Genomic DNA, 11,951 nt, shown 5'->3' on the forward strand with positions numbered 1-11,951 from the left:
GCCGTCTCACCGACCGGACATCGGGCAGGCCGGTTCCGGCCGCAGGAACCCGTCAGGCGTCCCGCTGACCAGGGGAATTCGCTCCGGCCGGGCACATTCCACCCGGTTGGCCCACGAATTCGGTGGATCTTCGGGTCGCGCCGTGTCATGGTTGGTCTCGCCGAAGGGGTGTAGCTCAGCTGGTCAGAGCGCCGGTCTCCAAAACCGAAGGCCGCAGGTTCGAATCCTGCCGCCCCTGCAAAGAGTTGCCAGCAGTACGCCGCCGGGCCGGACCCTCCAAAGGGTCCGGCCCGGCGGCGTTGCGGGGCCCGGGCGTCGTCTCATCGTCTCGTCGTCTACTGTCCGGTGGATGGGGAACGGGGCGGCGACCGGCGAGGGATGGGCCGGGCTGGAATACGGGGACGCGGTCGGGGAGCGCCTGCGCGCGGCCCGCCGCGACGGCCTGGCCTGGAACCGGGCCGCCCCCGACGAGATCCTGGTGCGGCTGCTCGACACCACCCCCGCGCTGCTCTGGCGCCGTGACCTGTCCGACGCGGTCCTGCACGCGGCCGCCGGACACCCCGACCGAGCCGTCCACGGCCGCCTGGCCGAGACCGCCGTGCACACCGGGATGGCGCCCGGGCACTGGGCCAGGCTGCTCGCCGTGGCCGACCCGCGCAGCCGCTACCTGGCCCTGTGGGCCGCGGGCGACGCGGGCGCCCGACTGACCGACCCGGCGTACGCGTCCGTCGCCGCCGACCCCTCGGCCCGGATCCGCGAGGAGGCGGCCCGGCTGCCCGCGCTGCCCCTGCCGCTGCGGACCGAGCTGGCGGCCGACCCCGAACCGAGGGTCCGGGCCGCCGCCTGCGCGGCAGGCTGGCCGGCGCTGGGCGCCGAGGCCAGGGCCCGGCTGGCAGCGGACCCCGCCCCGGCCGTACGGACCGCGGTCACCCTCGCCCGGCACGAGGAGGCCCCGCTCACCGCCGCCGTCCTCGAAGCCGCGCAGGGCGGCCGCCACCTGATCCCGCACCACCGGCTGGAGCGGGGGCTCGCGCTCCGGCTCACGGGCGACGAGGACCCGTCCACCCGGCGGGCCCTGGCCGAGAACCCCTACCTGGACGCGGACCTCGTCGCACGGCTCGCCACCGACCCGGACGACGGCGTACGCCTCGCGGTGTCCCTGCGGCCCGGGCTGACGGAGGAACAGCGGGCCGCCGTCCGCGTGGACATCGACCCGCGGCAGAGCCGGAGCCCCCTCCCGTGGGTCGAGGCCCTGCACGAGGACCCGCAGGCCATGCGCCGCCTCGCCGCCTCCGCGCACCTCCTGGTGCGCAGCAGCGTCGCCACGGCCCGGCGGCTGCCACCCGACGTGGTGGAGCGGCTGGCCCGGGACGAGGACCGGGTCGTACGGCTCTTCCTCGCCGAGCACTGCGAGGACGCGCCCGCCGAGATGCTGCTGGAGGTCTGGCTGTGGTGGAACGGCAGCCTGTCCACCCCCGACCGGCCCTACGGTCACCCGAACTTCCCGGGCCGCGACCTGCTGCGGTACGCCGAGGACCCGCACCCCCGGCTGCGCCAGCTCGCCCTCGACGACCCGGACTCCACGCCCGCACTGGTGGAACGCTTCAGCGCCGACGAGGACCCGGAGGTCAGGCTCCGCGCGGCGACCGATCCACGGCTCTCGCCCGACACGGCGGTACGGCTGCTCGGGGACCCCGCCCAGGGCGTACGGGCGACCGCCGCCCGGCACCCCCGCCTCCCGGCTCCGGTCCTGGCGGCTCTGCTCTCCGCCGAGGACACGGCGGAAGCAGCCGCACGCAATCCGTGGCTGCCGGTCGCGGTCATGGAGCGGATGCTCTAGTGCCGTGACCCGGACGACGGTGACGGTCGCCTCGGGGCGGACGGCTCCGATGTCACCTTCTCGGCAGCTGTCCTGTCCTACCTCCAGAGAGATCCGCCCGGAAGCCTGGAGGCTCGACATGACCGCCCGCATCTCGCTCACCCCGCCCCGCACCCTGCTGAACCGCATCGGGTCCTGGTACTCGCGGCGGATGTACGGCCAGGTGCTCGAACCCGGGCTCGCGATCGGCCACAACCCGAAGGTCCTGCTCGGCTACGTCAAGCTGGAGCGCTCCGTAGCCAAGTGGAACGCGCTCGAACCGGCCCTGAGGCATCTCGCCGTGATGACCACAGCGGCCCGGATCAACTGCTCCTGGTGCATGGACTTCGGCCACTGGGAAGCCGGCGAACTCGGCCTGCCGCTCGACAAGATCGACCGGGTCCCGCAGTGGCGCGACCACCGAGAGGCCTTCACCGAGCTGGAACTCCAGGTGATGGAGTACGCCGAGGCCATGAGCGAGACCGAGCCCCGCGTCACCGACGGACTCGCCGAGGCGCTGCTCCAGCGACTGGGCGAGGCCGCCTTCGTGGAGCTCACCGCCATGATCGCCCTGGAGAACTGGCGCTCCCGGATGAACAGCGCCTTCGGCCTGACCAGCCAGGGCTTCTCCGAGGCCTGCGCGGTACCGTCGCGTCCATGATCGAGATCGCCGACTTCGAACAGCACCGACCGAGGCTCTTCGGGATCGCCTACCAGATGCTCGGCAGCGTCGCGGACGCCGAGGACCTGGTCCAGGACACCTGGCTCCGCTGCAGCCAGGTGTCCGGCCGGATCGACCACCCGGGCGCCTACCTGGCCCGTACGATCACCAATCTCGCGCTCAACCGGCTGAGTTCGGCCGCCGTCCAGCGCGAGCAGTACGTCGGACCCTGGCTGCCCGAACCGCTGGTCACCGTGCCGGACACCACCGGGGACGTGGAGCGGGCCGAGTCGGTCTCCCTCGCCGTACTGGTGGTACTGGAGAGCCTCTCACCGCTGGAGCGGGCGGTCTTCGTGCTCAAGGAGGTCTTCGGCTTCTCGTACCGGGAGATCGCCGAGACGCTCGACCGCACCGAGACCTCGGTACGCCAGGTCGGCTCGCGGGCCAAGTCGCACGTCCAGGCCCGCCGGCCGCGCTACACCGCCCCGGCCGAGGTGACGCGCCGGGTCACCGACGAGTTCCTCGCCGCGTGCCTCGGGGGAGACCTGAACCACATGCTGGAACTGCTCTCCCCCGACGTCACCGCGTGGAACGACGGCGGCGGCAAGGTCAAGGCAGCCCTGTGTCCGCTGCACGGCGCCGAGAACGTGGCCCGCTTCCTCGCGGCCGTCCTCGCCCAGCCGATGGAGGCCCCGCGCCTCGTGGCCGTCGACGTCAACGGCCGGCCGGGCCTGCTGCTGACCACGGCCGGCCGGCCGGACACCGTCGCCTGCGTGGAGGTCGAGAACGGCCGGATCACCGAGATCCGGGCCGTCCGCAACCCCGACAAGCTCCGACACCTGGCCTGACCCCGACGCCCAGGGCGCTGCCCTGGGCGTCTTGGGGCTACTCGTCCCCGGCCTCCTGGTAGCCGTACGGACGCGTGATGATTTCCATGCCGTGCCCGGCGGGGTCCAGGAAGTACACCCCGCGACCGCCGTCGTTGTGGTTGATCTCGCCGGGCAGCTTGCCGTGCGGATCGGCGAAGTAGGGAATGCCCGCCGAGCGGATCTTCTCGAACGACGCGTCGAACTCCGCCTCGGAGATGAGGAACGCGTAGTGCTGCGGGGTGATGGACTCGGACGGGATGGTGGCGAAGTCCAGAGTGACGCCGTTCGCGACGTCCACGGGGACGAAGGGGCCCCATTCGGGCCCGACCTCGAGGCCGAGGATGTGCGCCAGGAATTCGGCGGACTCCCGGTTGTCACGGGAGTGGATGATCGTGTGGTTCAGTGCGACTGCCATGAGTGAATGCCTCCGAAAGGCACGTCACGGCACCTCCATGCCTCACCCGGCCGGTGACCGGCACGCGATGCCGTGATCACGATCCTAGACACCCCGTCCGGAGGAAGTCCACCGCCTTCCGGCGGACCGCCGGATGCCGGTGACGACGTGGGCGGTGTGCGACAGGAACCCCCGTACCCCGCAGCGACGTTGTCGTACACCGCGTCGTACACGCCGGACCTACCGGTCCGTCCGCGAACACCCGCAGGAGGTTCCCCGTCACCCGGGTGGTCAGTGCTCCCGAGCGTGCGTCCAGGCCGTGGAGGACGCCGTGGCGGCCGTCGGCCGACGCGTCGAGGGCCTCCACCCACCACATCGTGCCGGTCCGCGGTGTCCACCGGATGGCAGTCGTAGATCACACCGACCAGGAACCCTCCGGGTCCGCGCCTGGCGCGGAGCGGAACTCCACGGTCGCGGGCCGACCCCGCCGGAACATGCCCCTCAACGCACCACGGGGGACGGGGACATGACGCCAGAGGGTGTGCACGGCCTGGGCGCGGCCCGACAGCTGTCACCGTCGCTCGGGCCCCGCACCGCCCAGCGCTGCCCGGGCCCGGTGCTGCCCGGCCCCCGCCCGGCCTGGCCCCCACCCCGTCCGGCCCGCGCGCCGCCCCTGCCCGGGGCGTCCGAGCCGTCTCCAGGCCCGGGGTCACCCGTGCTGACGTCGCCGTCAGCCGTGCGGGGCCAGCTGCCGCCGGGCGTTGTCCGGACCGTGCGGGCCGTCGGGGCCGTCCGTCGTGCGTGCGCGGCCAGGGCCGTCCGTACGGGCCGCACCGGCGGTGATGCCTGGGCCGGGTCGACCGTCCCGCCGAGGGGGCCGCGTTGGTGGTCCGGTCGACTCCGCCCGGCTCATGCGACGTGTTCGCGGTAGCGCTCGATCACCTCCCGCAGCACCTCCCCACCGTCTCGGGCCCACAGGCCCGGGTGGAATATCTCGACCTCCACCGGCCCCTGGTATCCGGCCGCGTCGGCCAGCTCCCGGAACCCCCGCAGGTCGACGGAGCCGTCGCCGAGCTGCCCCCGGCCCAGGAGCACGCCTTCGGGGAGCGGAGTCACCCAGTCGGCCACCTGGACGGACACGATGCGCCCGCCCTCACCGGCCCGGCGCAGATCGGCGGGCAGCCGTTCGTCCCACCACAGGTGGTACGAATCGGCCACCACACCCACCTGGTCCGCGGGGAACTGCTCGGCGAGGTCCAGGGCCTGCCCGAGGGTGGAGACCACGCAGCGGTCCGAGGCGAACATCGGATGCAGCGGCTCTATGCCCAGGCGCACCCCGTGCGCGCAAGCCCATGGGGCCAGTTCGCCGAGGACTTCGCCGATCCGAGCCCGGGCCGCAGCCAGATCCCGCTCTCCCGGGGCCAGCCCGCCCGAGACCAGGACCAGCGTGTCGGCGCCCAGCTCCGCGGCTTCCTCAACGGCCCGGCGGTTGTCCGCGAGCGCCGCCGCCCGGCAGGCCGGATCTGCCGCGGTGAAGAAGCCGCCGCGGCACAGCGAGCTGACGCGCAGCCCTGCATCGGCCACGAGCTTCGCCGCTTCGCGCACCCCGAACTTCTGCACGGGATCGCGCCACAGCCCGACCGCACCCACCCCGGCCGCCGTGCACCCGGCGACGAGCTCGGGCAGCGACCACTGGCGGATCGTCTCCTGGTTGAGGCTGAACCGCGCCGGGGCAGGGGTGGGGGTCATGACGTCACCCCGTACACCGAGAGCAGGCGGCGCATTCGGTCCTCCGCGCGGTCCGGATCAGGGAGCAGACCCAGTCCGTCGGCCAGCTCGTAGGCAGTGGCCAGATGGGGCAGCGACCGGGCCGACTGGAGCCCGCCCACCATCGTGAAGTGCTCCTGATGCCCCGCCAGCCACGCGAGCAGGACCACCCCGGTCTTGTAGAACCGGGTCGGCGGGGCGAAGAGGTGTCTCGACAGGCGCACCGTGGGATCCAGCAAATCCCGGAAGCCCGCAGGGTCACCACCGTCGAGTGCGATCGCGGCCCGGGCAGCGATCGGGGCGATCGGGTCGAAGATGCCCAGGAGCGCATCGCTGGCCAGCTCCCCGTCACCGGCGATCAGTTGCGGATAGTGGTAGTCGTCCCCGGTGTAACAGCGCACGCCTGCGGGCAGCCGACGACGGATGTCGACCTCGCGCTCCGCGTCCAGCAACGAGACCTTGATCCCGTCCACCTTCTCCGGGGACTCGGCGATGATCTTCAGGAAGACGTCCGTGGCGAGGTCGAGGTCGTCGTGGCCCCAGTAGCCGGCCAGCTCGGGATCGAACATCGGCCCCAGCCAGTGCAGTACGACCGGCCGCGCGCTCTGGCGGAGCAGCCCTCCGTACACCTCCAGGTAGTCCTCCGGGCCGCGCGCGGCAGCCGCCAGGGCCCTTGAGGCCATCAGGACGGCCCCCGCACCGCAGGCCTCGGTGTGCGCGAGCTGCTCCTCGTACGCCGCGGTGATCGCGGCAAGGGAGTGCTCTACACCGGCGGGCAGTTGATCGGTGCCCGCGCCGCAGACGATGCGGCCGCCCACGGCCTGCGCCTCCGCCGCGGAACGCCGGACCAGCTCCGCCGCCGTCGGCCAGTCGAGGCCCATCCCGCGCTGAGCGGTGTCCATCGCCTCGGCCACCCCGAGCCCCTGGGCCCACAGGCGGCGCCGGAAGGCCAGCGTGGTGTCCCAGTCGACCACGGCCCCCGCCCCGGCCGAGGCGGCCAGGGGATCGGCGACCACGTGCGCGGCGGAGTAGAAGGTCCGCGTACGAGCCGGACCGCAGGTCAGGTCTGCGAACGGGGCGGGATTCGGGTGGTGCACCCGGTACCCGCCGTCCGCGGAGGGGAGCCGGATGCTCACAGGACCACCTCCGGCACCGTCAGCCGCCGCCCCTCGGAGGAGGAACGCAGACCGAGATCGGCGAGCTGTACCCCCCGCGCGCCGGCGAGCAGGTCCCACTGCCAGGGCTCGTCGAGCACGACGTGCCGGAGGAAGAGCTCCCACTGGGCTTTGAAGCCGTTGTCGGCAGGGTCGTTGTCCGGAACCTCCTGCCACTGAGAGCGGAAGGCTTCGGTCTGGGGCAGATCCGGATTCCACACCGGCTTGGGCGTCGTCCCGCGGTGCTGGACGCGGCAGCCGCGCAGACCGGCGACCGCGGACCCGTGCGTCCCGTCCACCTGGAACTCGACGAGCTCGTCGCGGTGGACCCGGACCGCCCAGGAGGAGTTGATCTGCGCGACCGCGCCGCCCTCCAGCTCGAAGATCCCGTACGCGGCGTCGTCGGCCGTCGCCTCGTACGGCTTGCCCTCCTCGTCCCAGCGGCGCCCGACGTGCGTACGGGTCAGGGCCTGCACCGTGCGGACCCGCCCGAACAGCTCGTGCAGCAGGTACTCCCAGTGGGGGAACATGTCGGCGACGATGCCGCCGCCGTCCTGCGCCCGGTAGTTCCACGAGGGCCGCTGCGCGGGCTGCCAGTCCCCCTCGAACACCCAATAGCCGAACTCCCCGCGCACGGAGAGGATCTCGCCGAAGAAGCCGCCCTCGATCAGCCGTCTCAGCTTCAGCAGCCCAGGCAGGAACAGCTTGTCCTGGACGACCCCGTGCTTGATCCCCGCGGCCGAGGCCAGCCGGGCCAGCTCCAGGGAGGACTCGAAGCTCAGCGCGGTCGGCTTCTCGCAGTAGACGTGCTTGCCCGCTGATATGGCCTGCCGGACCGCCGTCTCACGGGCACCGGTTACCTGGGCGTCGAAGTAGATCTCGACCTCGGGATCGGCCAGCACGGCCGCCAGGTCCGTACTGATGTGCTCCAGCCCGTGCCGTTCGGCGATGGCCCGCAGGGCCGTCTCCCGGCGTCCCACCAGGACCGGCTCCGGCCACAGCGTCGTGCCGTCGCCCAGGTCCAGACCCCCTTGCTCGCGCAGGGCGAGCAGTGAACGGACCAGGTGCTGGCGGTATCCCATCCGCCCTGTCACGCCGTTCATCGCGATCTTGATCGTCCGGAGTGCCACGGTGTCCCCTCCTACGTGTCGGTGGTGCGGAAAGTGGATAGAAAGCGCTTTCACTCGCTCCAGGCTAGGGCGGATGGTCGAGTGAGTGCAACACTCGGACGGGTGATGGAAAGCGCTTTCTAGTTGAGGGAGTATGGAGAGCGACGGACGGATGAGACGATGACCCGGGCCCGCAGCCGGGTCCTGAAGGGGGAGGTGCATGATGGCGGTCACGCTTGCCGAAGTCGCGGCGCATGCGGGCGTTTCGCCCGCGACGGTCTCGCGCGTGCTCAACGGCGGGTACCCGGTGGCAGGCGGCACCCGCACCCGGGTGGAGCAGGCCGTGGAGGAGCTCGGCTACGTCGCCAACGGCCCCGCCCGCGCGCTCGCGGCTGCCACCTCCGACCTCGTGGGCGTCCTCGTCCACGACGTGGCGGACAGTTTCTTCGGGATCCTCGCCGGCTCCCTCCAAAGCGCCCTCGCACCCCGCGGCGGCTCGGACGCCCGCCGGCTCGCCGTCGTCTGCAACACCGAGGGCGACCCCGCGGCCGAACTGGCCTACCTCACCCTGCTGGAAGGCCAGCGGGCCGGCGGGGTCGTCCTCACCGGCGGTGCCGTCGAGGAGCCAGGCCACACCGCCGCGCTGACCGCCCGCGTCGCACGGATGGCGGCCACCGGTGCTCCGGTGGTCCTGTGCGGTCGGCCCCCGCTGCCGGTCCCAGAGGAACTGCCCGTCTCCACCGTGATGTTCGACGACCACGGAGGGGCCTTCCGCCTCGCCGAGCACCTCCTGACCCTCGGCCACCGCCGCATCGCCTACGTCGCCGGACCCGCCGATCTGAGCACCACCCGCGAACGGCTCGCCGGGCACCACGCCGCCCTGCTGCGCCACGACCCCGCGCTGCCCGAGGCCTGCGCACCCCTCACCGTCCATGCAGGCTTCGAACGCTCCGCGGGCTACGACGCCACCCGCGAACTGCTGCGCCGCGGGGCACCCTTCACCGCGGTCGCCGCCGCCAACGACACGGTGGCCACCGGTGTCGTCGCTGCCCTGCGCGAGGCGGGCATACGGATTCCCGAGGACGTCTCCGTCGCCGGTTTCGACGACCTTCCCTTCTGCGTGGACACCGCACCCGCTCTCACCACGGTCCGCGTACCCCTGCGGGAGGCGGGCACGCTCGCTGCCCAACTGGTCACCGGCCGCCGGGTGCCGCCCCCCGGCGGGATCACCACTCTGCCCACCGAGCTGATGGTGCGCGGCTCCACCGCGCCGCCCCCGGCCGAGGGGAGCCCGCAGTGAGGTACGCCTTCTCCACCCTCGGCCTGCCCGGTCTCCCGCTCGACCGCAGCGCAGCCCTGGCCGAGGCCCACGGGTTCGACGGACTCGAACTGCGCGCCCATCCCGAGGAATCCCTGCACCCGGGGAGCCCGCCCGCCGAACGGGCCGCGGCCCTGAAGACCCTCAGCGCGGTGGGCGTCACCGCCCTTGCCGTCGCGGGCTACGCCAAGGTGGCTGCGCCCGGCGACGACGAGCCGGTCCTCGCCGAGATACGCGCCCTGATCCGGCTGGCCGCCGACCTCGAAGCCCCTTGGGTCAGGGTGTTCCCGGGAGGGGCCGGCCTCCCCGAGGCGCTCTCCGATGCCCATGCCGTGCGCAGGCTGCGGGCGGCGGCGCCGTTCGCCGAGCGGCACGGTGTACGGATCCTGCTGGAGACCCACGACTCCCACCGCACCGCAGTCGCCACCGCGCGGGTGCTGGACCGGGTCGGGCATCCGGGGGCCGGGGCACTGTGGGACGTCCTTCACACCTGGCTGGGCGGAGAGTCGCCGACGCAGTCCCGCCGGGCCCTCGCCGGGCACCTGGGCTACATACAGGTCAAGGACGTGGAGTCCGCGCAGCAGCTCACCCCGCTCGGGCTCGGTGAGGGTGTACTGCCGCTCGCCGAGGCCGTTGCCGCTGCGCCGTCGGAGGGCTGGCTCTGCTGGGAGTACGAGAAGCGCTGGTACCCCGACGCCGAGGAGCTGCCGGGGCAGCTCACCCGTGGCCGGGAGTACTTGGAGGCCCTCGTGGCGGCACGAGGCCCGACCGGCCGGGCCGAACGGGGCAGCCGCCCCGGGGGCATACCGTAGGGCCAGCCTTGGCCCGGGCCTGGCGCTCGGCCTCGTCCCGGGGCGAGCGGGCGTGGGGCCTTGGGCTTGCGCCGTCGGCCGCCTGCCGCGGGGTCACGCCGCAGCGCACGCCCTGAGCTGGGCGTAGCGGGCGGCTTCGTCCCCGGTCCGAGCGGGTGAGCCGCCCCGGGGGCATGTCGTAGGGCCAGCCCGGCTCGGGCGTGGCGCTCGGCCTCGGGCCGGGGTGAGCGGGCGTGCCGCCTCCAGCGGTGGTCTGCTGCCCGCGCCCTGCTGCTCGTGCCCTGCTGTTCGTGTCGTGTCGTTCCGTGCCGGGGCGGGCTGCGTGCTGTGGAGGATCACAGCCCGGCCTTCGGTTGGATGGGGTCCGCAGTCGCCTCGCTGGTCGGTGTGCTGCGTTGGGCCGTCGGAGTGTTCTCTTGACCGGCGCCGCGACGCGCAGGATGCGCAAGGTCCCGCCGCAGCCCGAGCCGCCGGGGGGCCTGGGCCGGAGCCGAGTGGCCGGGTCGGCCTGACGTGCCTGCGGCCGCCCGGGCCGATTTCGGCAGGGGCTCGGCGTGGGCCGGGGTGCCGCCCGGTCCCGCTGCGGCCGGGGCGGCCACCCCGTACGGCTGCGCTGCCCGGCTGGGGGCCGGGCTTGGCGGGCGCCACCGGCCCCGACCGGCCCCGACCGGGGCCGGGGCCGGGGCCGGGGATTGGTGTGTGGGGCGGGTGGGGCCGGGACGGGTTGGGCTCGCTTCCGGGCGGAGGCGGGCGCGGACGGGTCCCGGCGGTGGGGGTCAGGGGCGGATGGTCAGGAGGGGCAGGAGGTCCAGGTGCTGGCGTGGGACTTCCTGGACTCCGGTGCGCGGCGACGGCGTCCGGAGTCGGTCCAGGAGGAGTTCCGCGGCGCGGGCGCCCACCTCGTGTTTGGCCGGTGCCACCGCCGACAGCGGTACGTCGGCCATCCCGGCGACCTCGTCGTCGTACGTGATCACGGCCAAGTCCTCGGGGACCCGCACCCCACGTGCCTGGAGCCGCGGGATCAGCATGATCGCGTCGGTGTCGCTGTGGATGAGGGCGGCGGTCACACCACCCGCGGTCACCGCGTCGCACAGGTAGTCCAGCGTCCGGGCGAAGGACTCCGCCTCGGAGAGCGGGACGGGGCCGGCCTGCGGCCACTGCGGCGCGGGTTCCAGCCCCAGCGCGGCGACGGCCGCCTCGTAGCCCGCGCGCAGCCGCGCCGTGGTCGGCGTCGTCCGGCTGGCGAGTGCGATCCGCCGGTGCCCCGCGTCCCGCAGGTGCTGTACCGCCCGGGCCGCGCCGTGCGCATGGTCGGAGGACACCCGGTCCAGCGCCGCCGCCGGGTGCCCGGGCGGGGCCCACCGTTCCACCAGGACCGTCGGAACCGGGAGTTCTGCCGTCCAGGCCCCCTCGTCCGGCCCCGGTGACCCGGCTTCCCAGTTCGGGGTCAGCAGCAGTCCGTGCGCCCCGGTCGACAGCAGCCGGTCGGCCTGGGTCCGGTCCTCGCCCGGCAGGTAGCGGGTCAGCCCCACCCGCAGCCGGGCGCCCCGTGCCTCGACCGCCTCGCGGGCCCCTCGTACGACATCGGCGTAGTAGTACTCGGTCGTGGGCACCACCATCCCGATCACCAGCCCCTCGCCGCTCCTGCCCGGAGCCGCGGCGGCGGGAGCCGTAGCGGAAGGTGCGCCGCCCGGCCCGCGGCCCGGGGTGCGTTCCGCCGACACCCGGCTGATCACCCCGTGCATGCGCTGGATCTCGCCCCGCGCCGCCATGGCCTCGATGTCCCTGCGCAGGGTGACCGGGGAGACGCCGAGCTCCTGGGCGAGTTCCGCCACGCGCACGCTGCCGCGTTCCCGGACGAGCGCCAGCACATGTGCCTGACGTTGGTCTACGTGTGGTCTCAAGGATCCCCCTGCGGTCTGAGCGCCGGTCTGCGGTCGGCGGGCGCGGTGAGCTGGTGTGCTGCCGTGCTGGTGCGCTGGTGTGCGCACCGGTGAGGGTGGTGCGCA

At 73.6% G+C, this 11,951-nt stretch carries 10 protein-coding genes and 1 tRNA gene; 6 read left to right on the top strand and 5 right to left on the bottom strand.

Going from position 1 to position 11,951, the window contains the following annotated elements:
• Positions 1-164: 164 nt before the first annotated feature.
• From IO30_RS0106530 to IO30_RS0106545, 4 genes are all read left to right on the top strand, one after another.
• Positions 165-238: transfer RNA gene (locus tag IO30_RS0106530), tRNA-Trp, on the top strand.
• 111 nt (positions 239-349) lie between these two features.
• Entirely contained in the window at positions 350-1,840 is a 1,491-nt protein-coding gene (locus tag IO30_RS0106535) for a hypothetical protein (RefSeq protein ID WP_051859005.1), read from the top strand.
• 118 nt (positions 1,841-1,958) lie between these two features.
• Positions 1,959-2,519, top strand: coding sequence for a carboxymuconolactone decarboxylase family protein (locus IO30_RS0106540; RefSeq protein WP_031140215.1), 561 nt, complete (start codon positions 1,959-1,961; stop codon positions 2,517-2,519).
• Complete coding sequence (locus IO30_RS0106545) at positions 2,516-3,367, top strand: RNA polymerase sigma-70 factor (protein ID WP_031140216.1); 852 nt, start codon at positions 2,516-2,518, stop codon at positions 3,365-3,367. Before IO30_RS0106540 ends, IO30_RS0106545 begins: the two co-directional genes overlap by 4 nt.
• A gap of 37 nt (positions 3,368-3,404) precedes the next feature.
• Here IO30_RS0106545 and IO30_RS0106550 read toward each other — a convergent pair whose 3' ends face one another.
• The 4 genes from IO30_RS0106550 to IO30_RS0106565 all read right to left on the bottom strand — a co-directional run bounded on the left by IO30_RS0106550 (position 3,405) and on the right by IO30_RS0106565 (position 7,806).
• Complete coding sequence (locus tag IO30_RS0106550) at positions 3,405-3,803, bottom strand: VOC family protein (RefSeq protein WP_031140218.1); 399 nt, start codon at positions 3,801-3,803, stop codon at positions 3,405-3,407.
• An 888-nt stretch (positions 3,804-4,691) separates the two neighbouring features.
• Positions 4,692-5,531: a sugar phosphate isomerase/epimerase family protein gene (locus IO30_RS0106555; RefSeq protein ID WP_031140220.1), complete on the bottom strand. Its 840-nt coding sequence runs from the start codon at positions 5,529-5,531 to the stop codon at positions 4,692-4,694.
• Complete coding sequence (locus tag IO30_RS0106560) at positions 5,528-6,685, bottom strand: dihydrodipicolinate synthase family protein (RefSeq protein WP_031140222.1); 1,158 nt, start codon at positions 6,683-6,685, stop codon at positions 5,528-5,530. Before IO30_RS0106560 ends, IO30_RS0106555 begins: the two co-directional genes overlap by 4 nt.
• Positions 6,682-7,806, bottom strand: a complete 1,125-nt coding sequence (locus tag IO30_RS0106565) for a Gfo/Idh/MocA family protein (RefSeq protein ID WP_031140223.1) — start codon at positions 7,804-7,806, stop codon at positions 6,682-6,684. The genes IO30_RS0106560 and IO30_RS0106565 overlap by 4 nt, the downstream gene beginning before the upstream one ends.
• Positions 7,807-8,035: 229 nt before the next feature.
• Here IO30_RS0106565 and IO30_RS0106570 point away from each other — a divergent pair, with 229 nt between their 5' ends.
• Entirely contained in the window at positions 8,036-9,112 is a 1,077-nt protein-coding gene (locus tag IO30_RS0106570) for a LacI family DNA-binding transcriptional regulator (RefSeq protein ID WP_031140225.1), read from the top strand.
• Positions 9,109-9,942: a sugar phosphate isomerase/epimerase family protein gene (locus IO30_RS0106575; RefSeq protein ID WP_051859004.1), complete on the top strand. Its 834-nt coding sequence runs from the start codon at positions 9,109-9,111 to the stop codon at positions 9,940-9,942. The genes IO30_RS0106570 and IO30_RS0106575 overlap by 4 nt, the downstream gene beginning before the upstream one ends.
• 776 nt (positions 9,943-10,718) lie before the next feature.
• On the opposite strand, the gene IO30_RS0106580 is transcribed toward IO30_RS0106575, so the two are convergent.
• On the bottom strand, positions 10,719-11,846 hold the full coding sequence (locus IO30_RS0106580) for a substrate-binding domain-containing protein (RefSeq protein WP_031140228.1): 1,128 nt from the start codon (positions 11,844-11,846) through the stop codon (positions 10,719-10,721).
• Positions 11,847-11,951: the final 105 nt, after the last annotated feature.

Origin of the sequence: Streptomyces xanthophaeus, assembly GCF_000725805.1 — a bacterium.
Taxonomy (GTDB): Bacteria; Actinomycetota; Actinomycetes; order Streptomycetales; family Streptomycetaceae; genus Streptomyces; species Streptomyces xanthophaeus.

Bases quoted from the DNA above. Each gene is read 5' to 3' on its own strand.
- IO30_RS0106535 (WP_051859005.1), top strand. From the start codon at position 350: ATGGGGAACGGGGCGGCGACCGGCGAGGGATGGGCCGGGCTGGAATAC.
- IO30_RS0106540 (WP_031140215.1), top strand. From the start codon at position 1,959: ATGACCGCCCGCATCTCGCTCACCCCGCCCCGCACCCTGCTGAACCGC.
- IO30_RS0106545 (WP_031140216.1), top strand. From the start codon at position 2,516: ATGATCGAGATCGCCGACTTCGAACAGCACCGACCGAGGCTCTTCGGG.
- IO30_RS0106550 (WP_031140218.1), bottom strand. From the start codon at position 3,803: ATGGCAGTCGCACTGAACCACACGATCATCCACTCCCGTGACAACCGG.
- IO30_RS0106555 (WP_031140220.1), bottom strand. From the start codon at position 5,531: ATGACCCCCACCCCTGCCCCGGCGCGGTTCAGCCTCAACCAGGAGACG.
- IO30_RS0106565 (WP_031140223.1), bottom strand. From the start codon at position 7,806: ATGAACGGCGTGACAGGGCGGATGGGATACCGCCAGCACCTGGTCCGT.
- IO30_RS0106570 (WP_031140225.1), top strand. From the start codon at position 8,036: ATGGCGGTCACGCTTGCCGAAGTCGCGGCGCATGCGGGCGTTTCGCCC.